The sequence below is a fragment of the Arthrobacter sp. NicSoilB8 genome (assembly GCF_019977355.1).
GTDB lineage: Bacteria > Actinomycetota > Actinomycetes > Actinomycetales > Micrococcaceae > Arthrobacter.
Genome location: NZ_AP024655.1, coordinates 568,484 through 593,885 on the forward strand (window position 1 = coordinate 568,484; position 25,402 = coordinate 593,885).

20 protein-coding genes, 1 tRNA gene, 1 other RNA gene and 1 pseudogene are annotated in these 25,402 nt (G+C 67.8%); 11 read left to right on the top strand and 12 right to left on the bottom strand.

The window, feature by feature from the left end; translation table 11 throughout:
• The first annotated feature begins 235 nt into the window (after positions 1–235).
• Positions 236–3,373 (top strand): S8 family peptidase, encoded by a 3,138-nt coding sequence (locus LDO15_RS02645; protein ID WP_223987014.1) that lies wholly within the window; start codon positions 236–238, stop codon positions 3,371–3,373.
• Between the two features lie 170 nt (positions 3,374–3,543).
• Here LDO15_RS02645 and LDO15_RS02650 read toward each other — a convergent pair whose 3' ends face one another.
• From LDO15_RS02650 to LDO15_RS02665, 4 genes are read right to left on the bottom strand one after another with little or no spacing between them, the layout of a single operon-like run.
• The gene (locus LDO15_RS02650; RefSeq protein ID WP_223983744.1) at positions 3,544–3,936 is read right to left on the bottom strand and encodes a serine protease inhibitor; all 393 of its coding nucleotides are present in this window, start codon (positions 3,934–3,936) and stop codon (positions 3,544–3,546) included.
• On the bottom strand, positions 3,933–4,931 hold the full coding sequence (locus tag LDO15_RS02655) for a 3-methyladenine DNA glycosylase (protein ID WP_223983745.1): 999 nt from the start codon (positions 4,929–4,931) through the stop codon (positions 3,933–3,935). Before LDO15_RS02655 ends, LDO15_RS02650 begins: the two co-directional genes overlap by 4 nt.
• 4 nt (positions 4,932–4,935) lie before the next feature.
• On the bottom strand, positions 4,936–5,517 hold the full coding sequence (locus LDO15_RS02660; protein WP_223983746.1) for an SSI family serine proteinase inhibitor: 582 nt from the start codon (positions 5,515–5,517) through the stop codon (positions 4,936–4,938).
• Between the two features lie 27 nt (positions 5,518–5,544).
• Entirely contained in the window at positions 5,545–5,979 is a 435-nt protein-coding gene (locus tag LDO15_RS02665) for a MarR family transcriptional regulator (protein ID WP_223987016.1), read from the bottom strand.
• Positions 5,980–6,172: 193 nt separating this feature from the next.
• On the opposite strand from LDO15_RS02665, the gene LDO15_RS02670 reads away from it, so the two are divergent.
• Complete coding sequence (locus LDO15_RS02670; RefSeq protein ID WP_223983747.1) at positions 6,173–6,397, top strand: hypothetical protein; 225 nt, start codon at positions 6,173–6,175, stop codon at positions 6,395–6,397.
• A gap of 110 nt (positions 6,398–6,507) precedes the next feature.
• Positions 6,508–6,735 carry a hypothetical protein gene (locus tag LDO15_RS02675; RefSeq protein WP_223983748.1) on the top strand — a complete coding sequence of 76 codons (228 nt, stop codon included), beginning with the start codon at positions 6,508–6,510 and terminating at the stop codon, positions 6,733–6,735.
• 104 nt (positions 6,736–6,839) lie between these two features.
• On the opposite strand, the gene LDO15_RS02680 is transcribed toward LDO15_RS02675, so the two are convergent.
• From LDO15_RS02680 to ffs, 5 genes and pseudogenes are all read right to left on the bottom strand, one after another.
• Positions 6,840–8,192, bottom strand: a complete 1,353-nt coding sequence (locus LDO15_RS02680; protein ID WP_223983749.1) for an aspartate kinase — start codon at positions 8,190–8,192, stop codon at positions 6,840–6,842.
• Positions 8,193–8,688: 496 nt separating this feature from the next.
• Positions 8,689–9,213 (bottom strand): annotated as a pseudogene (locus LDO15_RS23500) (GNAT family N-acetyltransferase).
• Between the two features lie 63 nt (positions 9,214–9,276).
• On the bottom strand, positions 9,277–9,876 hold the full coding sequence (gene recR, locus LDO15_RS02690; protein ID WP_223983752.1) for a recombination mediator RecR: 600 nt from the start codon (positions 9,874–9,876) through the stop codon (positions 9,277–9,279).
• A 50-nt stretch (positions 9,877–9,926) separates the two neighbouring features.
• Positions 9,927–13,046 (bottom strand): DNA polymerase III subunit gamma and tau, encoded by a 3,120-nt coding sequence (locus tag LDO15_RS02695; protein WP_223983755.1) that lies wholly within the window; start codon positions 13,044–13,046, stop codon positions 9,927–9,929.
• Between the two features lie 27 nt (positions 13,047–13,073).
• Positions 13,074–13,170: signal recognition particle sRNA small type (gene ffs / locus LDO15_RS02700), an RNA gene on the bottom strand.
• 583 nt (positions 13,171–13,753) lie between these two features.
• On the opposite strand from ffs, the gene LDO15_RS02705 reads away from it, so the two are divergent.
• Positions 13,754–13,838: transfer RNA gene (locus tag LDO15_RS02705), tRNA-Ser, on the top strand.
• A 190-nt stretch (positions 13,839–14,028) separates the two neighbouring features.
• Here the strand turns inward: LDO15_RS02705 and LDO15_RS02710 are convergent.
• Positions 14,029–14,940: an oxygenase MpaB family protein gene (locus LDO15_RS02710; RefSeq protein ID WP_223983758.1), complete on the bottom strand. Its 912-nt coding sequence runs from the start codon at positions 14,938–14,940 to the stop codon at positions 14,029–14,031.
• A gap of 1,018 nt (positions 14,941–15,958) precedes the next feature.
• On the opposite strand from LDO15_RS02710, the gene LDO15_RS02720 reads away from it, so the two are divergent.
• From LDO15_RS02720 to LDO15_RS02740, 5 genes are all read left to right on the top strand, one after another.
• Entirely contained in the window at positions 15,959–16,405 is a 447-nt protein-coding gene (locus LDO15_RS02720; protein WP_223987704.1) for a hypothetical protein, read from the top strand.
• Between the two features lie 317 nt (positions 16,406–16,722).
• A complete protein-coding gene (locus LDO15_RS02725) occupies positions 16,723–18,114 on the top strand; it encodes a M23 family metallopeptidase (protein WP_223983761.1) in 1,392 nt (463 codons plus the stop codon).
• A gap of 238 nt (positions 18,115–18,352) precedes the next feature.
• Entirely contained in the window at positions 18,353–18,838 is a 486-nt protein-coding gene (locus tag LDO15_RS02730; protein ID WP_223983764.1) for a glutathione peroxidase, read from the top strand.
• Positions 18,839–19,059: 221 nt separating this feature from the next.
• The gene (gene fdhA / locus LDO15_RS02735; protein WP_223983766.1) at positions 19,060–20,271 is read left to right on the top strand and encodes a formaldehyde dehydrogenase, glutathione-independent; all 1,212 of its coding nucleotides are present in this window, start codon (positions 19,060–19,062) and stop codon (positions 20,269–20,271) included.
• Between the two features lie 238 nt (positions 20,272–20,509).
• Positions 20,510–21,451: a phosphodiesterase gene (locus tag LDO15_RS02740; RefSeq protein ID WP_223983768.1), complete on the top strand. Its 942-nt coding sequence runs from the start codon at positions 20,510–20,512 to the stop codon at positions 21,449–21,451.
• 157 nt (positions 21,452–21,608) lie between these two features.
• Here the strand turns inward: LDO15_RS02740 and LDO15_RS02745 are convergent, their stop codons facing one another.
• Positions 21,609–23,243 carry a stealth family protein gene (locus LDO15_RS02745; RefSeq protein ID WP_223983770.1) on the bottom strand — a complete coding sequence of 545 codons (1,635 nt, stop codon included), beginning with the start codon at positions 23,241–23,243 and terminating at the stop codon, positions 21,609–21,611.
• Between the two features lie 86 nt (positions 23,244–23,329).
• Complete coding sequence (locus tag LDO15_RS02750; RefSeq protein ID WP_223983772.1) at positions 23,330–24,244, bottom strand: hypothetical protein; 915 nt, start codon at positions 24,242–24,244, stop codon at positions 23,330–23,332.
• Positions 24,245–24,416: 172 nt separating this feature from the next.
• Here LDO15_RS02750 and LDO15_RS02755 point away from each other — a divergent pair, with 172 nt between their 5' ends.
• Together LDO15_RS02755 and LDO15_RS02760 are read left to right on the top strand one after the other, a co-directional pair.
• The gene (locus LDO15_RS02755) at positions 24,417–24,716 is read left to right on the top strand and encodes a type II toxin-antitoxin system VapB family antitoxin (RefSeq protein ID WP_120954228.1); all 300 of its coding nucleotides are present in this window, start codon (positions 24,417–24,419) and stop codon (positions 24,714–24,716) included.
• Complete coding sequence (locus LDO15_RS02760) at positions 24,709–25,389, top strand: LytR C-terminal domain-containing protein (protein ID WP_223983774.1); 681 nt, start codon at positions 24,709–24,711, stop codon at positions 25,387–25,389. The genes LDO15_RS02755 and LDO15_RS02760 overlap by 8 nt, the downstream gene beginning before the upstream one ends.
• The last annotated feature ends 13 nt before the right edge of the window (positions 25,390–25,402 follow it).

A 25,402-nucleotide genomic window follows, 5' to 3' on the forward strand; every position in this document is an offset into this window, starting at 1 on the left:
CGTGACAAATTTTTGAATAGCTTCTTGTGGTCTATGTCATATCTCGCTCTCAGTCTGTACTGTATGAATCGGCTGGTATCCGTCGGGGCCGCACCGGGCGATCGCCCGGTGCGGCCCTGCCAGTCCGCTGGGCCCGGTATTGAAGCCGGGCCGTTCCTTTACGAAAGGTTCATCACTCGTGACATCACCAGGAAAGAGCTTCCTTCGAAGCGGGGGACTCCGGAGGGCCGCGGCACTGACCCTGGGCTTGCCGGTTCTTCTGTCCAGCATCGCGATCGCACCCGCCAACGCGGCCCCGGTGCAAGGCCCGGGCGTAGCCGGCGTCGCGCAGAAGAATGTTGATCCGAACAATTACAAGGACGGCCGCTACATTGTGGTCCTGGCGGAAAAGCCGTCAGCAACCTACGACGGCGGAACGGCCGGCCTGCCGGCCACCAAGCCCGCATCCGGCAAGAAGCTGGACGCGACCAGGGCCGAAGTCAAACAGTACCGGGCGCACCTGGAACAGAAGCAGGCCCAGGTGGCCGGCCAGCAGGGCGTCCAGATCCAGCGCCAGTTCACGGCTGCAATCAACGGCTTCAGCGCCAAGCTGACGGCGGACCAGGCCCTCAAGCTGGCGAAGGACCCCTCGGTCCTGATGGTCGCGCCGGACACGGAGAACGCACCCGACTACTCCAGCACCGACTTCCTGAAGCTCAGCGGACCCACCGGCACCTGGAACACCAAGTTCGGCGGCCAGGACGCGGCGGGGAAGGGCGTCGTGGTCGGTGTCATCGACACCGGATACACCCCGTCCAGCGCCTACTTCGCCGGCCAGGAGGTCAAGCCGCTCACCGGGGCTCCCGTCGTCGGCGTGCCCTTCCGCACGGCGGACGGCAAGATTGAAATGCTCAAGGCCGACGGCGAGCTCTTCAAGGGCGATTGCCAGACCGGCACCGACTTTGACGGCACTGCCTGCAACTCCAAGGTCCTGAGCGCGCGCTACTTTGGCGATGCCTTCGCGGGCACTGTCCCGCCGGAGAACTGGGCCCCCGGCGAACGCCTGTCCCCGGTCGACGCTGCCAGCCACGGAACCCACACCGCCAGCACGGCTGCCGGAAATGGCAATGTCGAAGCCATGGTTGACGGCCGGAGCTTCGGTGCGACCAGCGGCATCGCGCCGGCCGCGAAGCTGTCCATCTACAAGGTCTGCTGGGAAGACACCGACCCCAACACGGGCGGCTGCTACTCGTCGGCGTCCATCGACGCCATCAACCAGGCCATTCAGGACGGCGTGGACGTCCTGAACTACTCCATCTCCGGCGCCACGGACACCACCACGGACCCGGTCTCCTGGGCGTTCCTGTCCGCCGCCTCGGCCGGGATCTTCGTCGCCGCGTCCGCCGGCAACTCCGGCCCGACCGCCAGCACCGTCAACCATGGTGCACCCTGGATGACTACGGTCGCCGCCAGCAGCTTCTCGCAGGAACTGCAGGGCACGGCCGAGTTCTCCGACGGCAGCAAGTACCGCGGCGCCAGCATCATGAACAGCCAGGTCTCCAACGCCGGCGTGGTGCTGGCAGCCAACGCAGGAGCCGCCGGAAGCGCCAGCCCAAACTTGTGCGGCAACGGCACGCTGGACCCTGCCAAGATCGCCGGCAAGGTTGTGGTCTGCGACCGCGGCGTCGTGGACCGCGTCGAGAAGAGCGCCGAGGTCAAGCGCGGCGGCGGCGTCGGCATGATCCTCGTCAACCTGAGCAACTCCTCGCTGGACACGGACAAGCACTCGGTCCCCACAGTCCACGTGAACCCGCCCGCCACCGCGGCCATCAAGGCCAAGGTCACGGCAAACCCGGCCATCACGGTTTCCCTGGTGAACAAGGACACCACCGGACTGCCCCTCGAAGCGCAGCCCCAGATCGCAGGGTTCTCCTCCCGAGGCCCGCTGCTGGCCGCCGGTTCCGACCTCCTGAAGCCCGACGTCGCGGCGCCGGGTGTGGCCGTGCTGGCCGGCGTTTCGCCGATCGGCACCGGAGGCGACAACTTCGGGTTCCTCTCCGGCACCTCCATGGCGTCTCCGCATGTGGCCGGCTTCGGCGCACTGATCCTGGCCAAGAACCCCACGTGGTCCCCGGCGACGGTCAAGTCCGCGATGATGACCACCACGAGCGACGTCAAGAACGCCGACGGGTCGAAAAACACCGATGTCTTTGCCACCGGTGCAGGCCAGGTGGACCCGGCCCGTGTGCTGGATCCGGGCCTCGTGTACGACGCCACCACGGATGACTACCTGGCCTTCATCCAGGGCACCGGCATCAAGCTCGGGATCCCGGGGATCGGCACCACCAAGCCGCGCGACATGAACCTCCCGTCCTTCGCCCTGGGCAACCTGGCCGGGAGGATTGAGGTCACCCGCACACTGACCGCATTGACCCCGGGGACCTACAAGGCCGCGTTCGATGTTCCCGGCATCAAGGTCAGTGTGACCCCGGCCGTTCTGAACTTCAGTGCCGCGGGAGAAAAGCGCACATTCAGGGTCTCGTTTGAGAACCAGGGCGCGCCCCTGGGCAAGTTCGCCACGGGTTCGCTGACGTGGCAGGGCGCCAACAAGAACGTGGCGTCGCCGATTGCGGTCCGCCCGCAGTCGGTGGTGACGTCGCAGGACGTTGCCTTCACGTCCCAGGGCGGCAGCGGTTCGGGCGACATCAACGTGGTCTCCGGCACGAGCTCGCCGATCAACATGACCTTCGACGGACTCTCCAAAGCCGATTCCACCGCCGCCGAGCTGGTCCCGGGCCCGTTCACGGGCGTTCCGGACGCCTCGAACGTCGTCAAGACGGTCACGGTCAAGGACGGGTCCCCGCTGGCCAAGTTCTCGGTCATTTCCTCGGATCCAGGCGCCGACTTCGACCTCTACGTCATGACCCCCGACGGTCCCGTGACGGCCGCGACGTCCTCGGCAAGCGAATCAGTGTCCATCCCCAACCCGACCGCGGGTGAGTACACGCTTTACGCAAACCTGTACGCCAGCCCGAACAACAGGGCCACCAAGGCCTCGGTCGACGCCGCCGTGCTGGGGGACGTCGTGGGCAAGTCCTCGCTGAGCCCGAACCCGCTTCGGCTCGCCAACGGCAAGGCCGGCAAGGTCACGCTGGGCTGGTCGGGGCTGCAGCCGGGTTCCTACATCGGCCGCGTCACCTTCGCCGGTGCCAGCGATCCCACGTTCGTCAGCGTCCTGGTGACTCCGGCCGGGGCCGTCGCGGTCCCGCCGGCCTCGGCGGACCAGAACTCCGCCGATGGTCCGGGCGACAGCGCCGACGGCGGCATCGGTCACGAGGACAAGGGCAAGATCCAGAACAGCGATAGGTCCTACGCTCCGAACAACGCCATCTAGGTAACGCCGTTTAGGCGGAATCCGGCACCAAATACGGCAACGGCCGGCGGTTCACACCACCGGCCGTTGCCGTTTAAGTCGCAGTCGCAGTCAGAGTCGCAGGACCAGGACCAGGACCAGGATCGCGGCAGAGGCGTGCACCGCTGTGCCGTTGCCGTTCGGCGGGAACTTCAGACGGCGCCGGTGCCCCCCGCGACGCCGCCGAGCAGCGGCGCCATGGCGCGCCAGCGGGCGATCTCGCAGCCGTCGGTCCGGCTGAAGCGGCTGTTGACTTCGCGGCCCAGGTACCAGCCGGTCACGACGGCGGTCTGCGGACCGCCGTACTGCTGCGTGCACAGCCGCGGCGGGCCCGGCTTAGGGAAGAAGACGGCCTCGCCGTGGAGCCGGACGGCCTCCAGGGCGGCGGCCGGATCGGGCAGCGTCGAGGCGGCGGAGGGGGCGCCGTCGCCGGCTTCCAGCCGGAACGTGTATTCGGGGGCGCCGGGAGCTTCGGTCAGGCGGATGGTCAGATCGACGTCGTTGTGGGCGTCCGGGGCGTTTCCGGGGCTGGCGGTGTCTGTCATGACGGTCCCTTCAGTCTGGTGCCCGGCTGTCTGGTTTCCGGCCCGGTGTGCCGGCCATCGGTCGCGGAGCGGCCGTGGCCGCGGTCCTGGGCAGCGATGTTGAGCAGCGGCGTAAGCTCCTGCAGCAGCCGAGCCCGGAGCTGCTGCGACTCGGCCGCGAACGCCCGCTGATAGTCAACGTACTCGGACTTGCCTTCCGGGGTCTCGATCCGGATGGCCGGGTACCCCCAGTCGGCGAGGTCGTACGGGGAGGCCCGCATGTCCATGGCACGGATCCGCCATGACAGCTCGAAGCAGTCCATGACGAGCTCACCGGGCAGCAGCGGGGAGAGCTTGTAGGCCCATTTGTAGAGGTCCATGTTGGCGTGCAGGCAGCCGGGCTGCTCCATGGTCCGCTGGTTCTCCCGGCTGGGGACCAGGCTGTTCAACGGCACAGCGTCCGGCGTGTAAAAGCGGAAGGCATCGAAATGCGAGCAGCGGATCCGGTTCTCCTCCACCACCTCGTCGGTGCGCCCCGACCCCAGCCGCAACTCCAGGTACTCGTGCCGGAGGTCGAACTTGTCCTGCCGGTAGACCATGGCCCACTCGTGCAGCCCGAAGCAGCCGAACTGGGCCGGCCGCGCGGCGGTCCCGGCGAGGATGATCCCGGCGAACTGCAGTGCCTCCCGGCGGTCCCTGAGGAAGGCGTCGACGTCGACTGTCACGGCCGGCGCGTCCGCCGGCAGAGCGGCGGCGGCGAGTTCGCCGTCGTCGGCCGTGCGGTAATACTTCCAGCCGGTCCGCACCGCTGCCTCGGGGCCGGAGAGCACGACGCCGGCGCCCGGGTGCCAGCGCAGCAGCTGACCGGGTTTCTGGGTGTAGTAGGTGAAGAGGAAGTCCTCGACCGGGTGCTTGCGGCCGGCGGAGCGCCGCTGGAGGTAGGGGTCCGCATAGCGGCGGACGCGTTGCTGGTGGGCGGCCTGGCGCGGCAGCCATTCTTCCTGCTGGAGGTGCAAGGGCTTAGCTCGCCCCGGCCGATGAGCCCAGGACGTCCTTGGCGGCGTTCCAGGCGGCGATTTCACAGCCGTCCTTCAGGGTGAAGGTAGCCTGCACCGGGTGCCCGTCCACGACGCCGGTGACGGTCGCCACCTGCGGACCGCCGTATTGCTGGGTGCAGACCCGGTCCTTGCCGGCCGGAACGGGGCTGAGGATGGACGGGTTGTTTTTGATGGCGATGCACGCTGCGGCGGCGCTGGGGTGCTGGCTTTCGGCCGCGGGAATCCCGTTCTGGCAGACGAGCGTGAAGTTGCTCGCGGTGGCGGTCTCGGACGGCTTGATCATGATGGCAAGCTCGGCGTTGCCCTGCCCCGGGCCGGACGGCAACGGCACCGCGGACGGTGACGGGGCCGGGGACGTTGTCTCGGTGTCCGGCGATGGGGAGCCGGACGGGGCTGTCTGCGACGGCGTGGAGGAGGTGCCCGCCGTCGTGCTCGGGGAGGGAGAAGGCGTGGGCCCGCCGTTCGGCGTGCAGGCGGCCAGTCCGGCCACGGCCATCAGGATGGCCGTCAGAACCAGTGCCGGGCGGCCCGATTGCGTGCGCATCAGCTGTCCTCCTCTGTTTTGCCCAGTCTATCGCCGGGGCGCCTCTTCCGGCCCGGGCCTTGTGGCCGCTATCAGGTCCATCATGGACGCGTGCAGCTGGCTGACCTGTTCGCGTGTCAGGCCCAGCCGAGCCATCATGATGCCCGGGACGGCGGTGGCCTGCTCCCGAAGGGCTGCTCCGCGGGGCGTCAGCCGGACATCCAGGGTGCGCTCGTTGCCTTCCATCCGCTGGCGGGTGATGAACCCGGCCGTTTCGAGGCGGCGCAGCAGCGGCGAGATGGTGGCGGGCTCCTGGGCCAGGGCGTCGCTGATGTCCCGGACAGACCGGGGGCTGGCCTCCCAGAGGCACAACATGACGAGGTACTGCGGGTGGGTCAGGCCGAGCCTGTCCAGGACCGGCTTGTAGGCGCCCACGACGCTCCGGGAAGCCACCGTCAGGGCGAAGCAGAGCTGCTGTTCCAGGAGGAGGTCATCATGCGCGGCCCGGGAATCCTGCGGATTGGGGGACGTTCTGGCCGAGTCCGGGGCTGCGTGAGCGTCGTCCGTTGCCCGGATTCCTGCGGTTCCTTTGGTCACACCGGCTCCTTCAAATGATTAGTGCACTAATGATTAGCGTACACTGGTGGCATTGTCTTGTTCCCAGGAAAGGATAGCCATGGCCAAGGAAAACGCCGCCGAGAGGTTCATGCGGGCAACCGGGAAGCTCCGGGCCGTCTTCGGTCCAGCGAACCGCAGCTCGATCGGCCATGAGATGACCGAGCAGAACCGGAGGCTGTTGGAGGTACGCCAGGCCGAGACCCAGCAGTGGGAGACCGTTCACCGGCCCGACGGCAGCACGTACGTGGTGCCCCGCAACCCTGAGGACAAGTCCCTGCGGTAGGCACGTCTTCCCCGAATCCCACCCGGGCCATTTCCCGCCGTCGGGCGTAAAATGAGGGCACTGACACACCGCTGTGCAGCATCCTGATCCACCCGTGACGAGGAAAGGGGGTGGGACTAGTGACACGTGCAGTCAAAGCTTTCATGGACAAGACCGACAAGCTGAGGCTCCTGTTCGGACCCGCAAACCGGGGCGACACCGCGGCGCCTGTAGTTCACCGGCATGACGACTTCGAACACGCCTCGGAAGACGACCTGGCAAGCTTCGAGGTCGAGACGGACTCGCATGGACATCACTACGCTGTCCGGAAAACAGATCTCTGGAAAGAAGAGGTCTGAACCCGGCCGACGACGAACGAAATGAGGAAGGGAGCGGCGCCTGCCGCTCCCTTCCTCATCTATATGCCGGCATCAGCCGGGGTGTCCTCGCTTCGGCGGGCCGCCTAGCGGCCGGTGCCGCCGTAGACCGTGGCCTCGTCCTCGCTGTCGAGGTCAAACGCCTTGTGGATGGCCCGGACGGCGTCGTCGAGCAGGTCCGCGTGGGTGACCACCGAGATGCGGATCTCCGAGGTGGAGATCATATTGATGTTGATGCCGGCCTCGGAGAGGGCCGCGAAGAAGCGCGCGGATACGCCCGGGTGCGAGCGCATGCCGGCGCCGATCAGGGAGAGCTTGCCGATCTTCTCGTTGTATTCGATGCTCTCGAAGCCGATCCGGTCCTGCGCAGCGTGCAGGGCAGCCAGGGCCTCGGCGCCCTCGACGATCGGGAGCGTGAACGAGATGTCTGTCCGGCCGGTGCCGTGGGTGGAGACGTTCTGGACGATCATGTCGATGTTCGAGTGGGCGTCCGCGATGACCTGGAAGATCGCGGCAGCCTTGCCGGGGATGTCCGGCACACCGACAACCGTGACCTTGGCTTCGGAACGATCGTGTGCAACACCGGAGATGATTGGCTGCTCCAAGGCAACTCCCTCTTGGGTCGTGATCTTGTCGTCGGCGCCTGGCAGGACCCAGGTGCCTTCGTTCTGGCTGAATGAGGAACGGACGTGCAGCGGTACACCGAAGCGGCGGGCATATTCGACGCAGCGCAGATGCAGAATCTTAGCGCCGGATGCGGCCAGCTCCAGCATTTCCTCGCTGGAAATGCGGTCGATTTTCTTGGCCGACGGCACGACGCGCGGGTCGGCCGTGTAGACGCCGTCGACGTCGGTGAAGATCTCGCACACATCGGCGTCGAGCGCCGCGGCGAGTGCCACCGCCGTCGTGTCCGAACCGCCGCGGCCCAGAGTCGTGATCTCGTTCGTGGTGCGGCTCATGCCCTGGAACCCGGCCACGATCGCGATATGACCCTTGTCCAGGGCGGTGCGGATGCGGTGGGGGTCGACGTCGATGATCCGGGCCTTGCCGTGGATGCCGTCGGTGATCATGCCAGCCTGGGACCCGGTGAAGGACTGGGCCGAGGCGCCGAACTTGTTGATGGCCATGGCCAGCAGCGCCATGGAGATGCGCTCCCCGGCGGAGAGGAGCATGTCCATTTCCCGGGCCGGGGCGGAATCGGTCACCTGGCTTGCGAGGTCGAGGAGCTCATCAGTGGTGTCGCCCATGGCGGAGACCACGACGACGACCTCGTCGCCGGCGTTGTGGGCATCCACGACCCGACGGGCGACGCGCTTAATGCCCTCCGCATCCGCCACCGAGGAACCGCCGAACTTCTTCACGACAAGGTGCTTGGTGGCGGCGGCCGAGACGGGCAGCGTCTGCGATCCGGGCTGGACTTCGGTAGTGGGCAAACTCATTCGCGCACCCTCACTGGATCATCGGGGTTCTGGGCCAGGCAACCAAACGGCGCGACGGCATAACTTCTCCTCCCAGTTTATCGCCGTGCCGCCCGCGCCGTTGAATTGTGACCGAATGGCAGACACACCCCGTCCCTGCCACCGGACATGCCCCGTGTTGCGGCCCGGGGGTGGGCATGCTCTCCCGTTCCGCGGGACATGCTCAGTCTTGGCGGTCAGGGGTGGGCCTGAGGGCATTGTGTCCATTCCCGGGGGCGGGCGCGGGACATGTCCTGCGGACGGGAGGGAGTGCGGGCGAGGGATGTCCGGCAGTCAAGTCCTTTGGGTGGGTATGCCCCGTGCTGCGGCCCGGTGGTGGGCATGCTCTCCCGTTCCGCGGGACATGCTCAGTCTTGGCGGTCAGGGGTGGGCCTGAGGGCATTGTGTCCATTCCCGGGGGCGGGCGCGGGACATGTCCTGCGGCCCGGAAGCAGCAGGCAGCGGCGAGCGGCCGGGGCTAGCCGCGATCCAGCCGGTAGCGCCAGGAAGGCAGCTGTTTGCCCGCGGTGTCTTCGGACACCGGAAGGAAGTGGTCCTTCCGGAAGCCCAGGCCCTCCAGCAGCCTGCGCGAAGGGAGATTGGGCTCGTAGACCCCCGCGAAAATGGTCTCGCTGCCGCGGGAGGTGAAGAACCACCCGACGAGGGCGCCGGCGGCCTCCCGGCCAAGACCTTAGCCGTGGTGCTCCGGATGCAGGATGTAGTCCAGGCACGCGGACTCGGCGGGTATCCGGCCGGGCACCGGGGGCTCCTCGGTGTTCCAAGTCCGGCCGTCCCCGATGACCTCGCCGGTGGACCGGAGTTCGAACGCCCAGCCGAAGTGGAACCACACAGCGGTTGACGACTCCGCGGCGGACAGGACCTGCCGGAGCCGGGCGTCGTTCTGCTCCGGGGTGAGCGGACCGTGCGACAGGTATCGCGTAGCGGAGAGGTGGGCGCGGAAACGGAGCAGAGCGCCGGCGTCGTCTGCTGTCAACGGACGCAACAGCAGCCGCTCGGTGAGGAGCGGGGCCGGGGCGGCGCTGACGACGGGTGTGACGTACCCCCGTCAGCTCAGCGCGTTGCGGCGGCCCTCGAAGGCCCTGCCGAGCGTGACTTCGTCGGCGTACTCCAAGTCCCCGCCTACAGGCAGCCCGGAAGCGAGCCGGGTGACCGCGATGCCGATCGACTTGAGCATCCGGGCCAGATACGTCGCCGTGGCCTCGCCCTCAAGGTTGGGGTCGGTGGCAATGATGATTTCCTGGATGGCGCCGTCGTTGAGCCGGGTAAGCAGCTCGCGGATCCGCAGCTGTTCCGGACCGATGCCGGCGATCGGATTGATCGCCCCGCCCAGCACGTGGTACCGGCCGCGGAACGACCGCGTCCGCTCCACCGCCAGCACGTCCTTGGATTCCTCGACGACGCAGATCACCGAGGGATCCCGCCGCGGGTCGCGGCAGATATTGCACAGCTCTTGCTCCGTCACGTTCCCGCACACCGTGCAGAACTTGACCCGTTCCTTCACGCTGGTGATGGCGTCGACGAGCCGCTTCATGTCCTGCGGATCCGCCTCGAGGATGTGAAAAGCCAGCCGCTGGGCAGACTTGGGCCCGACTCCGGGAAGGCGTCCGAGCTCGTCTATCAGCTCTTGAACTGCACCTTCGTACACAATGTCCTCGTTCGCTTGGTGTGGGGCCGGGACCAGCCGGCGGGGGTCTCTTAGAAGCGCGGCGGCAGGGGGCTTCCGTCCAGCGAGCGCTCCTCCACCAGTTTCCCGCCCAGAATACGCTCGACGGCGGCCCTGCCGAACACGCCCGATTCCTCGATCGTTTCGTCGTCGGCGCTCGGGATGTCCTGCACGTACACGGTGGGTGCGGCAGCCGCGCGGGCGGGGGCTTTGGCCCGCCCGGCCTCGGCCTCCGGACTGTTCGACAACCGCTGGTACAGGCTTTGCCGGCCCGTCGCGGCAGCGGCCCCGGGGGCGGCAGTCTCGGGGACTGCGGCCGGTGCCGGTGGAGCGGCAAGCGCAGTGGCAGTCCCGCGCGGTGCGGCAGCCTGCGGGGCCGCCGGCGCCGGCGCGCTTCGGGCATGGGCAGACAGTTCCGACACGAGTCCGGACGGTGCGGACACGGCGCCGGCATATTCCGGGATCTGTGCCGCCGCCGGCTCGTAGTGCACGGGTTCGGGTTCGGGCTCGGGCGCCGCAGGCTCCGCCGGCGTCACGTACCCGCCGACGTTGGAATCCGTGCCGATCGTCCAGACCCCGGGCGACTGCTCGACGGCGCGGGCCCACGGGTCAGCCGACGTGTCGGAGTCTGCGGGCGACGTCCCGGCCGGGGAGCCGGCGGCGGTGGACTCCGCCCGGGCCGGAGACTTCCGGACGGGAGCCGGGGCTGCGGGCTCGGCGCGGCGGGGCGCCGCGGTGGGTGAAGGGTCCCAATCCATGGGAGGTTCTTCATCCAGCGGAGGGGCGTCCTCATCGCGGGGCGGTCCCCAGTCGTCATCAGGATCGGCGTAGGATCCCGACGGTTCCGAAGGCTCTGAAGAGCCGCCGGGCCTGACGCTCTGGCCAGCCGTCCGAACCGGGGCCGGGGCAGCCAGGACAGATGCCCGCGGTTCCGGTGCCGGTTCCGGTGCAGGAGCGGCGCTGGCAGCAGGCACCGCCGACGCGGGGGCGGGTGGCGTTGCCGGCGTTGAGGCGACGGGAACGTGGGCCGGAACGGGTGCTCCCGCCGGATCGGCGCCGGCGGTTGTGCTGGCCGGTGCGGCAGGCGGCTGCGGAGCAAGGCCCCAGGCAGCGTCGGCCGACGAAACCGGGGTCTCCCGGCTAGCCGGTGCTTTTGGGTTTGGCTCAGAGCTCGCCGGGCTGTTGTTTCCGCCGGCCACGGCACGGATCTGGCAGTCAATGCCGATCGTCTTGTGGATCGCCTGCCGGAGATTGTCGGCGTGGTCAGCCCGGCCGAACGCGCCCGCCAGCCCCGGAGTGGTGAATGCGAGCGTCAGGACATGGTCCTCGAAATGACCGACCTGGGCATTGGGTTCCACGAGCGCCCAGGTGCTGCGCTTGATCTTGGTGAGCGTTTGCAGGATTTCGGGCCACGCACGGCGCAAAACCTCGACGTCGGCGCCCGGGCCGGATACGGCGCCGGCTACGGGGCCGGGAACGGCGACGGGCACCGAGACAGCCGGGACCGGTTCGGGGCGTGCCGGCGCGGACGGGGCCGCCTCGGCTGCGGCAGGGCCCGCGGCTGCCGGGGCGGGCTCGACTGGCGGTGCCGCAGCAGGCCGGGACGGGGCCGCCCGGCCTGCAGCAGACTGCGACGAGGCGGCCGCGTTCTTGCTGGCCGCCGCGGGTTCGTCTACGGGCCAGTCGCTCGTGCTGACCCGCGGGGCCATGAGGGGTTCCCGGAGCGGCTCGTCCGGCCGGGCCCGGGCGGGCACGGGCGCCGCAGCCGGCTGCTGCCCGGCGGGGGACTGCCCGGCTGGTGGCAGCGCGGCTGCAGGGTTGGGAGCTGCGGCGGCCGGTGCCGCGGGCGAACCAGCACCGGAGGCCCGTGTCGCGGGAGGTTCGGCCGCGGGCGGCTGAGGGGCAGGCGTCTGCTCGGCGGGCGCAGGCGCGGCCGGGGCAGCCGCGGGGGCGCCGGCGAGGGGAGCTCCGACGTCGTTCCCGGCGTAGTTCAATCGCCGCTCGACGCGGTCGATCCGTGCCGCAATGCCGCGCTCCGTCTGTTCGGAGCTGGGCAGCAGGATGCGGGCGCACAGCAGTTCCAGGTGCAGGCGCGGCGACGTGGCCCCGGTCATCTCCGTGAGCGCGGTGTTGGTGACGTCCGCGGCGCGCGAGAGCTCGGCCGCCCCGAGATTGTGCGCCTGGTTCTGCATCCGGGCGATCTGGTCCGCCGGCATGCCCCGGAGGATGGACTGGGCGCTTTCGGGCATGGCCTGCACGATGATGAGGTCGCGGAAGCGCTCCAGCAGGTCCTCGACGAAGCGGCGGGGATCGTGACCGGTCTGGATAACCCGGTCCACGGCGCGGAAGACCGTGGCGGCGTCCGATGCGGCGACCGCCTCGACGACGTCGTCCAGCAGGGAGGCGTGCGTGTAGCCCAGGAGGGCGACCGCGAGTTCGTAGTCCAAGCCGTTTGGTCCGGCGCCGGCCATGAGCTGGTCCAGCACGGAGAGGGAGTCACGGACGGAGCCCCCGCCTGCGCGGATGACGAGGGAGAGGACGCCGGGCGCCACGGGGACGTTCTCCTGGGTGCAGAGCAGCTCCAGGTACGCCATGAGGGGCTCCGGCGGCACCAGCCGGAAGGGGTAATGGTGCGTGCGGGAACGGATGGTGCCGATCACCTTGTCCGGCTCCGTGGTGGCGAAGATGAACTTGATGTGCTCCGGCGGCTCTTCGACGATCTTGAGCAGGGCGTTGAAGCCGGCCGAGGTGACCATGTGGGCTTCGTCAATGATGAAGATCTTGTAACGGTCCCGGACCGGGGCGTAGGTGGCCCGTTCGCGGAGGTCGCGGGCGTCGTCCACGCCACCGTGGCTGGCGGCGTCGATCTCGATGACATCCAGGGAGCCCGAGCCGCCGCGGGCGAGCTCGACACAGCTGGGGCACTTGCCGCAGGGGGTGTCCGTGGGGCCCTCGGCGCAGTTCAGGCAGCGGGCCAGGATGCGGGCCGAGGTGGTTTTGCCGCAGCCGCGCGGGCCGGAAAAGAGGTAGGCGTGGTTGACGCGGTTCTTGCGCAGGGCCGTCATGAGGGGCTCGGTGACGTGCTCCTGCCCGATGACGTCCGCGAACGAATCGGGGCGGTATCGACGGTAGAGAGCGGTAGTAACAGTCACAGATAAACCCTACCAATCGGCACAGACATAAAAGACCCCTCATGCACCCGCCAGAGCCCGCTTACCCTTGCTACCTTCCGGTCCTGGGGGAGTTCAACAGGATGACGCCACATGAGGGGCCGTCAGCAATATTACCCGACGATTGGGTGTGCCCCGAATCGGGCCGGCCTGGCCCTGATTCCCCCGGGGGACATGCTCATCTTTCGAGACCAGGGCAGGGCGGGGCTGGGCGGAACAGGGCGGAATGGGACTATGTCCAGCCCCCGCACGCGGCGTGGGGCATGTCTCGCGGTGGGGCTGGGCGGCCGGGGGCATGCTCATTTTTCGAGGCCAGGGCTGGGCGGAATGGGACTATGTCCAGCCCCCGCGTGCAGCGTGGGGCATGTCTCGCGGCGGGGCTGGGCGGCCCGGGGGCATGCTCATCTTTCGAGACCAGGGCAGGGCGGGGCTGGGCGGAACAGGGCGGAATGGGACTATGTCCAGCCCCCGCGTGCAGCGTGGGGCATGTCCCCCGGTGGGGCTGGGCGGCCCGGGGGCATGCTCATTTTTCGAGGCCAGGGCTGAGCGGAATGGGACTATGTCCAGCCCCCGCGTGCAGCGTGGGGCATGTCCCCCGGAGGAGTGTCGGACCGGGGCGTGCGGGGCTCAATTGGGCGAAGCCGGAAAGTTCAGGTATTCTAGTATCTGCTTTTGATTCAGAAGCAACTGGAGAATTCGCCTAGCGGCCTATGGCGCACGCCTGGAACGCGTGTTGGGTTAACGCCCTCGGGGGTTCAAATCCCCCATTCTCCGCGGTTGGCCCCGGTCCCTTGGACCGGGGCCTTTTTGCGTCTGCATGCCTTGGCTTCCCTGGCGCTATGGGGGTTTACAGGACACGAGAGCTTCCCCGCGAGCCGGCCAAGCGGCCCGGGCAGGCCACGGGCCCTGTCCGCCCGCCGCCCGTGCGCCCGCCGTCAGCCCACCCAGCGAGCCACATCCAGGCTCAGGCGCGGTAGCCCAGCCGGCGCAGACGGGTCCGGGCCGCCTGCTCGCTCGGCCCCACCCGGCCCAGGGCAAGATGCACCACCCACAGCGTCACCCGCGTGGCCAGCTTTACCGGCAGCGGGAACGGGCCCAGCCGCGCGGTCCGCAGCCCCAGCAGCTCGCGGTACTTGGGCTCGAGGCTGGCCACGGCGGCCGCGAACAGCACCCGGTAGCCCGGCCGGAGCGCGGGGTGGAGGGGCGGGTCGCGGATGAACGCCACCGTTTCGGCGACCCGCTCATCGGAGCGGAGTTCGCCGTCGTCGTACCAGCGGTCCAGTTGCCGCCGCATTTCCGCCTCGCTCAGCGGAGGGGACTCCACGCCCATGAGCCGGCCGGCTTGGGCCCACTCACGGACGTAGGCATCCGGGCCGCCCGGAATCGGCCGGCCCCACAGTTTGTGGGCCGAGAGGAAGGCGTCCGTAAAGGCAATGTGGACCCAGCTGAGCAGCTCGGGATCATTGGCCGCATAAGTGCGTGCGACGCCGTGGCCGTCCACGAATTGTCCTTGAACTGACCGGTGGAGCCGCAGGACCCAGTCTGACGCGGCCCGGGCCGCGTCCGTGGAGCCGTAAGAAACGGTGAAGATCCAGCGGATGGTGCCCGCGAGCCGGCCCAGCGGGTCCTCGCGGAAGCGCGAATGGTCGTGGACCCCGGCCAGCGCGCCGGGATGGAGCGCCTGCATCAGGAGTGCCCGGACGCCCGCCACGATGGTGGGCATGTCCCCGTGCACGGCCCAGACCGCAGACCCCGGCAAGTGATAGCCGGCGTCGTCCCCCTCGGCAAGGCGGGGCACCCACTCCGGCACGGCCTCGCGCGTCCCGGTGAAGGTCTGTTTGAGTTCGGCCTGCCATTCCCTGAGGAGGTTGCGCATGGTTAATTCTCGCGCATTAAAAAGCTTGGCCGAACGCTGGCCCGGAGTGCCCGAAACGACCCCGCGGAATGCCCTAAAGGCGCGCCGATCGGGGCACCCGGATGCATTCACCTGTGTTCCCATGGGAGCGTAACCCCGCCGAGATTGGGGTCTGGCGGGCCTCTCGCAGGAGTTGCTACGTGGGAAAGCACTGGCGAAACCAACCCGGGCAGGGGACAAGCCGGCCCTGGTCGATCATCGCCGTGATCCTTGCGGTGTGTACTCTTGCGGCCCTCACCACGGTGGCGGCCTGGGCTAATAGCCCGCAACCCGCGCCGCTTTCCAGCGTGCCAGCCGTGGCAGGGGGCGGGGGAGAAGCTCGCCGAGCAGCGGCGGCCGTGGCAAACGACGCGGGCGGAAGCTCCCGCCAGCCTTCCCCGGGAACCTTCACCGCGGATGTCAATGCCCTGCTTTCCTTCAGCCGTACTGAGATCAGAACCATCTCCAAGGATGGCGAGCGCGAGCTGAACCTCGCGTCCCTTAGCCTGTCGCGTCCGTCGTTGGGGTCCCTGATGGCACCCCTCGAGAAACTGACCCCGACGTCCGGGTTCGGACTTCGGTTCAACCCCCTGACCGGCCTGGCGGGCGAATTTCACTGGGGACAGGACTTTGCCGCACCCTGTGGCACGCGGGTTTACGCGGCCGACACGGGAGCAGTACGGTCCGTTGGCTGGCACCCGTGGGGCGGCGGCAACCGGGCCGAAGTCGACCATGGAAACGGGCTCATTACGACCTACAACCACCTCGAATCCATTGCCGTCAAGACGGGCGAGTCCGTCCACGTGGGGCAGGTAATCGCCCGGGTGGGCACTACGGGTTCGTCCACCGGCTGCCACCTCCATTTTGAGACCATCGCTAACGGCAAGCACTCCAACCCGATGAACTGGAAGCTGGTGCCCATCAGGCAGCTCGACCCCCTCGGGGACATCCAGATGATCAGTTACCTCCCGGGCACCAATGTCCCGGAGACTAAGCCCCATTGGGCCATCCCGATCTCGGAGGACAAGTCGCACACGGTCACGGGCGGGGACAAGGAGTCCCACGTTCCAGGTCCGCCGGATGGAATGGGCCCCTCCACCCCCACCCCCCGCCCCCCGGAGAGCCCGACGACGTCCACCTCGCCTCCCAGCGGATCCGGTACGCCGACGCCCACAACGAGCGTTACCGACACGGTGACTCCCTCGACCACGTCGAGCACTCCGCCCCAGTCGCCGACTACATCGCCCCCGTCGACCACATCGCCTCCGTCAACTACATCGCCTCCGTCAACAACGCCGCCCCCGTCGCCGAGCACATCGCCTCCGCCACCACCTCCGCCGCCGTCAACAACGCCGCCTCCGTCGCCGGGCACATCGCCGCCGCCACCCCCGCCGCCGCCCCAGTCTGCAACGTTGGCGCCGTCGTCGCCGCCCGCGTCGTGAACTGAGACCGCGACACCGCCTGCCATTCCCTGCGGACGTTGCGCATGCCCCGTTCTTACCCGGCTCCGCGGTGCCCGGCACCTGCAATTCGGCCGGGGACTACTGGGCCGTCAGGGGCGCACTACTGGGGACGCCCGGGGATTTCCGATTGGGACCGCAAAAGGGGCATGCGGACGGTTCACAGACCCGGCGGTGTGTGGTCCCATGGGGAAGTAGGTCCGTGAAGATTGGGGTCTGGCGAACATATGGCGGGGGTCACATCGTGGGAAAACACTGGGGATACTCATCGAGTGAGCAGACAGCCAGAACGCGGACCCTTGCCGTGCGCTGGGTATCCGGAGGCCTGTGCCTGTCCCTGGCCGTTCTGACAATCGGCGGCATTCAAGGGCTGAGCGCCGGGATGCCCGCTGGCCTCTCTGCCGCCGTCCCGGCCTCCGGCGCAGTGGGGCCTGAAACCCTGGACCCTGAAGCCCTGGCCCCGCCCTCCGGCGCCGCCGCGATCGTTGCACCAGGGACCCCGGCCGCCGTCACTGCCGACGCCCAGGCGCTCGTGGCCTTCAGCAGAAGCACAGTGCAAACGGTGAACCGGGAAGGGATCGGCGGCGAACTCAATGTCGCCTCCGCGGCGCTCACCCGGCCCGCAGCCGGCTTCCTCATGGCCCCGCTGGAAACGTTGGTGCCGTCGTCGCCGTTCGGACTGCGCACCAGCCCCCTCACCGGGGTCGCGGGCGAATTCCACTGGGGCCAAGACTTCGCTGCACCCTGCGGCACTCGGGTCTACTCCGCCGACGCCGGTGTGGTGCGGGCCGTCGGGTGGCATCCGTGGGGCGGCGGCAACCGGGTGGAAATCGACCACGGCAACGGTCTCATCACCACGTACAACCACCTTGAGGCCATTGCGGTCAAGAAGGGCGACTCCGTGCGGGTGGGGGAGGTCATTGCCCGGGTGGGCACCACCGGATCTTCTACCGGCTGTCACCTTCACTTTGAAACGATCCTCAACGGATCCCACACCGATCCGCGGGACTGGACGTTTCTCCCCATCAAGCAGGTGGACCAGCTCGGCACTATAGAGATGACCAGCTACGCGCCCGACGCCGGTAAGCCGTCCAACTCCGGGATCGGCTGGGCGATTCCCGTCCGGGAAGACCTGACCCACGTGGTGGCCGGGGGCGTTCAGGAACAACCTGCCGCCGTGGCGGCCAAGCCTTCCGGGAGTGCCTCGGCTGCGGCTACCGAGGCCGCCGCCGGCAAGCAGCCGGCAAAGCCCGCCGCGACCGCGACACCGACCGCGACGCCGACGCCAACCCCAACGAAGACCGCGACGCCCACCCCGACCGGAACGGCTTCTCCGACGCCCACTGCGACCGCGACGCCGACCGCGACGCCGACGGCAACTGCGACGCCGACGCCGACCCCGACGAAGACCGCGACGGCCACTCCGACGCCGACCCCGACGAAGACCGCGCCGGCAACTGCCACCGTGACGCCGACAGTTCCGGTGCCGAACCAGCCGTCCATTGCTCCACTGGCTACCTCCGCGCCGGCGTCAGCCTCTCCAAGTGCAACGGAAGCTGCCACGTCGCAGCCGGCACCGGTGACCCCGCCGATCACGCCAACCAGTCAGCCAAAGCCAACAACGGCCACGAAGTCGCCCACGAAGGCGGCCGCCACCAAAGCTTCAGCGACGCCCACCCCAACGCCGAGCCCCTAGCCGCCACGAAGCCTTGCCCCGAACCGTGTTTCGGAACCGCCGGGCGTGCCTGTCCGCCGGTGGAGGTTCCTGCAGCCGGTGATGTGACCTCCCTGCTTGACCTGACGCATAAGATCCCGGGTCCGGTCCGGGGCCTATCCAGCGGGCATACCCATACTCGCGCGCGTCGGCGCCGAACTACCCTAGTGAATAGGTCCGGACCACTGCGCCGGACCACTGACATCGCGAGGATGCGCCCATGACTGCTCTGCACTCCATTCCCCTGACACTTATCGACGGCACCAACACCGACTTCGGCCGCTTCAAGGGGGAGGTGGTGCTGGTGGTGAATGTGGCGTCCCAATGCGGTTTCACGCCGCAGTACGCGGGTCTCGAGGCGCTGCACAACAAGTTCCGCGACCAGGGATTCCAGGTCCTGGGTGTCCCGTGCAACCAGTTCGCCGGGCAGGAGCCCGGGGACGACGCCGAAATCGCCGAATTCTGCCAGCGCAACTTCGGGGTGACGTTCCCGCTGACAGCCAAGGCCGATGTCCGCGGCAAGAACCAGCACCCGCTCTACGCCGAGCTCACCAAGTTCAAGAACGGCATCCTGCCGGGCCTGGTGAAGTGGAACTTCGAGAAGTTCCTGGTGAACCGCGACGGCGAGATCATTGCCCGCTTTGCGCCGACAGTGGAGCCGGACGCCCCGGAGGTCATCGAAGCTGTCCAGTCCGCCCTGGGCTGAGGAAGAAGGCCCGAAATTCGGCCCCACAGCCCCTATCCCTAAGTATGCTTACCGCCTAGACTGGCCGAACCCTCCAACTTTCCGGGCATACCCACGGCGCAGTCATCCCTGACAGCCGCCCGTCGGCAGTGCGGCCGAGGTATTCCTGCGGGGGGCGCATCAAAGAACTTCGTGAATCACAACTGGGCGCCATTGGGGCCCGTGAAAGCAGGAGGAAATCGATGACAGGGAACAAAGCCGTTGCCTACAAGGGGCCGGGAAAAGTCGAACTGATCGACATTGACTACCCCGAGTTCGAACTCAAGGACGGTCCGGGGGTCAACCCCGCCAACGTCGGCCGGCAGGTACGCCACGGCGTAATCCTCAAGACTGTTGCCACGAATATCTGCGGCTCAGACCAGCATATGGTCCGGGGACGCACCACCGCCCCCACCGATCTGGTGCTTGGCCACGAAATCACAGGCGAAGTGGTGGAAGTTGGGCCCGACGTTGAATTCATCAAGGTCGGGGACATCTGTTCGGTGCCGTTCAACATTGCCTGCGGGCGTTGCCGGAACTGCAAGGAACGCAAGACGGGCATCTGCCTGAACGTCAATCCCGACCGCCCCGGCAGCGCCTACGGGTACGTGGACATGGGCGGCTGGGTGGGCGGCCAGGCCAATTATGTCCTGGTCCCATATGCGGACTGGAACCTGCTGAAGTTCCCGGACAAGGACCAGGCCCTCGAGAAGATGATGGACCTGACCATGCTCTCGGACATCTTCCCGACCGGATTCCACGGCGCGGTCAGTGCCGGTGTCGGCGTCGGATCGACGGTCTACATCGCCGGTGCGGGCCCCGTCGGGCTGGCCGCTGCGACCAGCGCCCAGCTGCTGGGCGCCGCCGTCGTGATTGTCGGTGATATGAACGAGGACCGCCTCAAGCAGGCGCGCAGCTTCGGCTGCGAAACCGTCGACCTGTCTCAGGGCGGCCCGGCGGAGCAGATCGAGCAGCTCCTGGGCGTGCCCGAAGTCGACTGCGGCGTCGACGCTGTGGGCTTCGAGGCCAAGGGGCACGGTCACGATGCCAAGGAGGCTCCGGCGACGGTGCTGAACTCCCTGATGGAGCTCACCGCGGCCGGCGGCGCGCTCGGCATCCCCGGGCTGTACGTCACCGGCGATCCCGGCGGCGTGGACGAGGCGGCCAAGAAGGGTGCGCTGTCACTTAGCCTCGGCACCGGCTGGGCAAAGTCGCTTAGTTTCACCACGGGACAGTGTCCGGTCATGAAGTACAACCGGCAGCTCATGATGGCCATCCTGCACGACAAGGTGCACATCGCCAAGAACGTCAACGCGAAGGCCATTTCCCTGGAGGACGCACCCAAGGGTTACGCCGAATTCGACGCCGGTGCGGCGACGAAGTTTGTGCTTAACCCGAACGGATACCTGAGCTAGCGGAAGTCCCCGAACCGGCGGCGCTGCCTTTCCCTGCTGACCCGGGGCCCGGCAGTGCCGCCGTCCGGCCGCATCCCTTACATGCCGGAAGGAGCATGTGAGGGTAAGCCATCCGTTTACGGCGTATTTTCGAATATGCCTACCCAAGTTTTTACATTGTTCGCCGAATGTCTGGTTGGATAGTCATTACTGAGAGGGACACTGGAGGCACCGCTTCCACCCAACCAAGAAGGCAGCAATGGAGCGCATCGAGGCCGAGCACCCCCGGCCACGTCATTTCTTACTTCACCTGAGCGACCCCCACCTGCTGGGGGGTCCGCAACCCCTGCACGGCGTCGTGGACAGCGAAGCCCTGCTCAGGCAGCTCTTCGAAGAAGTCCGGGCTTCCGGCGCGCGCCCCGAAGCCGTGATCTTCACGGGCGACCTCGCCGACCTCGGCGAACCCGATGCCTATGCCAAGCTCCGGGCGATCGTGGATCCGGCGTGCAAGGACTTGGGGGCGAAGGTCATCTGGGCGATGGGCAACCACGACGACCGGGCTAATTTCCGGGCCGGGCTCCTGGACCAGGCGGACAATGATGCGCCGGTGGATCACAGCTACTTTGTCAACGGGCTGCGCATCATCACCCTGGACACCTCCGTGCCCGGCTTCCACCATGGCGAATTAAGCCAGGACCAGCTGGACTGGCTCGCCGCGGAACTGGCCACCCCCGCGCCGGACGGGACCATCCTTGCCCTGCACCACCCGCCGGTGCCGTCAGTGCTGGATCTTGCCGTGCTCGTGGAGCTCCGGGGCCAGTCGGCGCTCGCCGGGGTCCTGCGGAACTCAGATGTCCGCGCCATCCTCGGCGGCCACCTGCACTACTCGACCACCGCGACCTTCGCCGGCATTCCCGTGTCGGTCGCGTCGGCGACCTGCTACACCCAGGATCTGAACGTGTCTGTGGGTGGCACCCGCGGCCGCGACGGCGGGCAGGCGTTCAACCTGGTCCACGTCTACGAACACACAATCGTGCATTCTGTGGTGCTGCTTGGCGACACCCCCGCAGTCGGCGAGCTTGTTTCCCCCGAGGAAGTGCAGCGCCGGCTCTCGGCCGCCGGGATCTACATCCCGGAACAGGCCAAACTCGAGGCCCCGGCCCGCAATCCGGCGCACCGCAGGTTCACCACCCTGAACTGACCCCGGACCCGCCCTTAACGGGACCTGGTACAGGACCTGGAACGGGCCCCGGACACACGCTGCCGGGGACCCGTCGGGACCGGCGCCGGCGCTCCGCGCCTGTGTCTGGCGACGGGCCTGCTCCCGTGCTTTTTCTATGACTTCTCCGGCGTGGCCGCTACTTCTCCCAGGGCGCCTTGAGGGGGTAGTACTTCTCCAGGAAGTCCGTGACCAGTTCGGCCCGCTCTTCCGCGGGGACCTCCGGGAAGCTGCCGTCGTTGAGGCAGAAGAAGTCCATGTTCCGCTTGGCCAGAAGCTTCGGCAGATAATTCAGGCCGGCGCGCGCCGTAGTATCCACATATTTCACCTTGGCAGCCGTCTGGGTTACGGCCCGGCCCGTTAGCAGCGCGTAATAATGGTAGAAAGAGTTGGTCACGGAAATGTTATCTGCGGCCCGGAACGTGCTCGCTGCGGTCTTGGCGAACTCGGCCGGGAACTCCTGCTCCATTTGCTCCACCACGCTGCGCCGCAGGGGAGCCGCGGTGTGCTCCAGGTGCCGGGTGGTGATGCGGCCGAACCGGTTCCAGAGCAGCTTGCGGTTCACCCGGGCGGCGTTTTCAAAGCCGCTGCGCTCGGCGTCGTTGTCGCCCAGCCCGATCCGCGTCTCGGCCTCGATGAACTTGGTGATGCCGCCCGGGGTGAAGAACATGTCCGGTCCGACGGCGCGGCCAAAGAACATGTCGTCATTGGAATACAGGAAGTGCTCGGAGAGCCCCTCGATGTGGTGCAGCTGGCACTCCACGGCCTGCGAATTGTGCGTCGGCAGCACCGAGGGATCAGCGAAAAACTCCTCGCTGCGGACGATCGTCACACTCGGGTGGTCCGCCAGCCAGGCCGGGGCGGGGGAGTCGGTGGCGATGAAGATCCGGCGGATCCACGGGGCAAACATGTAGACCGACCGCAGGGCGTATTTGAGCTCATCGATCTGGCGGAAGCGGGCCTCGTGGTCATCGCCTTCGCCCACGACGACGCCGGCCATGCGGGCGCGGCGGGCCGCGATGTACTCGGGGGAGCTGCCGTCCACCCACGAGAACACCAGGTCGATGTCGAAGCTGATGTCGCTGGCATGGTCCGCGAACATGTTCTCGATGGTGGGCCACGTGTGGCCGTAACGTTCCACCGTGCCGCGCACCGCATCCTGGGCCAGCATGGTGCGGCGCGTCAGGGAGTTCTCGATCGGCAGGATCAGCTGGTCGCCTTCGAAGCTCCACAGTTCCAGCTGCACGCCGGCGGAGGCGCCGAATTCAAAGCCGCCCTCCGGTTCCACCCTGGGCCGGTACAGCCTGAAGATCCGGGCCTGGCGGTTCGGCGAGAGCTCGCCGTCGGCGACCAGCACGGAGGACTTCTTCTTGGCGTCCACGCTCATGGAATAGAACGGCTCGTCGCGGCACGCCTCCACGAGCGCATCGCGGAGTTCCTTGCGGTCCTTCCAGTCGACGGCGATCACCGGGCGGTGGTTGTTTCCGCGGACCAGCAGGTAATCGAGGCCGGCGCCGGCCAGGACGGAGCGCAGGAACATGAGGTCTTCGACCATGGCCTGGTACGGGGTGCGGTTCTCGTTGATCAGCGCGTAGCGGCCGCGGTGGCGGACGACATCGGAGCGGGTCCGGAATCTGGCGACGGCGGCCGCCGACGTGATCTCGGCGTGGGCGTCCACAGATGCCTGGCTGCCATAGTAAATCTCGTCTTGGATCGCTGCTTCGGTGATGTGGATCTCCCGTTTCTCGTCAGTACGTTGGGCGTCTACTTGCATGATAACGCGACCCTCAAAATCGCCGTGGAAACGTGCCGGGACCCGGCCGGTGTGTGACGGCGGAATCTGCCGCCGGCGGCGGACCGTTAGCCGGTGACGACGGCCAGCCAGTGGTGCAAGAATGCGGCACCGGCGTCGTCGTGGATCACGTCTTCGCCGAGTCCCAGATCGGCGGCGGTGAGGACCTCGTACGGTTTCACCGGGATGCCGTCCGCGGGCCGGACGTCCACGTGCTTCACGGCGTGGTCGTTGTGGTGCAGCCAGTCGGCCATGGCGTAGTCCGTGCGGGAGTCTCCTACGGTGCGCCAGGCCTGCGGCGTGATGCCCTGTGCGGCCAGGAGCTCCACGGCCCGGCTTGCGCCCAGGTCCTTGCCCAGCCGCACCGACTCGATGTCGGTCGAGATGATGGTCGGGTCGACGCGGAAGTCGACCTGGTCATCGGAATCCGGGACGTGGTGATCCAGCCGCACCACGCCGAGGCCGTGGCGCACCATGAGCTCCATCGCGTCGGCGTCGAACAGCTCCTGCTCGGCCCGGTAGTCAGGGCTGGCGACGGCGATGTGCTGCTCCACGGACACCATGGCCCGCTTGGTTTCGTCGTAGAACATGTGGGCGGCGTAGTCCTCGGCGACGAGGCGGCGGACGTCGTCGCCGAAGGACTGCGGGATGGCGAGGCTGTGGTCCACGTGGACAGGGCCGGGGCCTTCCGCGGTGTAGCTGAACCACACGGCGCCCTTCTCGCAAATGGCGTGAATGACGGTGCCGGCGGGGATGCCGGCCGCGATCATCGGTTCCATGACCTGCTCGCGGATGAACGCGTCCGACCGGCCGGTGTTGAAGACGACCGGTACGCCCGCGGCGGCAAGCGCCAGCAGGTCCGCGATGATTCCGGGCTGCACGTCTCGGGTGACCGGGCTCGCGACCGGACCGTCGACGTCGAGCAGCAGCGCCAGCACAGGGGCCGACGGCGACGGAACAGGGGAATTCTCGGGTGAAGTCATACCGCTATTCTGTCAGCCGCACGGATCATTTGCGCGAAGTGCGTAGCAGATCAACGCCCAGGCACCCGGTGTGTCAGTGCGGCGTATGACAAATGGTTACCGTTTGGCCACAACCTCACGCCGGCCGGGGACTTCGATTCCTTTGGGCGGCCAAGTTCCCTAGGCTGGCATGGTGATATTCAAAGCTGTGGGCGAGGGACGCCCGTACCCCGACCATGGTTACAACACGCCCAAGGACTGGGCGGCCCTGCCGCCGCGTCCGGTCCGGCTCGACGAGCTGGTGACCACGAAGCGCACCCTGGACCTTGAAGCCCTGCTGGCCGAGGACTCCACGTTCTTCGGTGACCTCTTCCCCCACGTCGTGGAGTACCGCGGCGTCCTCTATCTTGAAGACGGCCTGCACCGGGCAGTCCGCACCGCCCTGCACCAGCGCACCGCTATCCACGCGCGGGTCCTCGTGATAAATGGCTAGGAAGCCGCCAGACGTCAAGGTCCTGCACGGGCACCGCGTCATCAGCGGCTCGGAGCTACGGGCCACGTTCGTGGAGCCCGACGACACGGGGGAGAACCCCGTTCGGCTGCGCCGCCGGATCCTGCACGGCGTCGTCCTGGTGATACTGGTCGGCATGATCGTGGCGGCGATCGTGGTGGCCCTGGCCATCATGAACGGCCAGATCAAGCTGCCCGCGGCGGAGGAGCGGAGCAAAGCTCCGGTGTCGGTGTGCCCGGCGGCCATCTTCGACTACACGCCGCCGGAGAAGATCACCGTCAACGTCTACAACTCCACGAGCCGGCCCGGCCTGGCGCGGAGCGTCGCCGACGCGCTGGCAGCGCGCAAGTTTGCCGTAAGCGCGGTGGGGAACACGACGTCGAGCTACCGCGGGGTTGCCCTGATAGTCTCCGGCGCCGCCGGCCAGGCGGCCGCCTTCAGCGTCCAGCGCCACGTGCCCGACTCCGACTACCTCCAGGACGGCCGGACGGACCCGAGCGTGGACGTGATCCTGACCGGCGACTTCAAAGAACTGGCCAAGCCCGAACTCGTGGACCAGACGCCGGGCCAGCTCAGCTGCCCCCGCGAGAACCGGCGCATCGTGGACGAGTCCACATGGACCCTCACGCCGACGGCGCCGCCCACGGCCGGATAGTCGGCGCAGCTTG

Excerpts from the sequence above, each read along its gene's own strand:
- LDO15_RS02750 (WP_223983772.1), bottom strand. The coding sequence starts at position 24,244 with ATGACTTCACCCGAGAATTCCCCTGTTCCGTCGCCGTCGGCCCCTGTG.
- LDO15_RS02680 (WP_223983749.1), bottom strand. The coding sequence starts at position 8,192 with ATGAGTTTGCCCACTACCGAAGTCCAGCCCGGATCGCAGACGCTGCCC.
- LDO15_RS02740 (WP_223983768.1), top strand. The coding sequence starts at position 20,510 with ATGGAGCGCATCGAGGCCGAGCACCCCCGGCCACGTCATTTCTTACTT.
- LDO15_RS02650 (WP_223983744.1), bottom strand. The coding sequence starts at position 3,936 with ATGACAGACACCGCCAGCCCCGGAAACGCCCCGGACGCCCACAACGAC.
- LDO15_RS02710 (WP_223983758.1), bottom strand. The coding sequence starts at position 14,940 with ATGCGCAACCTCCTCAGGGAATGGCAGGCCGAACTCAAACAGACCTTC.
- LDO15_RS02745 (WP_223983770.1), bottom strand. The coding sequence starts at position 23,243 with ATGCAAGTAGACGCCCAACGTACTGACGAGAAACGGGAGATCCACATC.
- LDO15_RS02730 (WP_223983764.1), top strand. The coding sequence starts at position 18,353 with ATGACTGCTCTGCACTCCATTCCCCTGACACTTATCGACGGCACCAAC.
- fdhA (WP_223983766.1), top strand. The coding sequence starts at position 19,060 with ATGACAGGGAACAAAGCCGTTGCCTACAAGGGGCCGGGAAAAGTCGAA.
- LDO15_RS02660 (WP_223983746.1), bottom strand. The coding sequence starts at position 5,517 with ATGCGCACGCAATCGGGCCGCCCGGCACTGGTTCTGACGGCCATCCTG.
- LDO15_RS02760 (WP_223983774.1), top strand. The coding sequence starts at position 24,709 with ATGGCTAGGAAGCCGCCAGACGTCAAGGTCCTGCACGGGCACCGCGTC.
- LDO15_RS02670 (WP_223983747.1), top strand. The coding sequence starts at position 6,173 with ATGGCCAAGGAAAACGCCGCCGAGAGGTTCATGCGGGCAACCGGGAAG.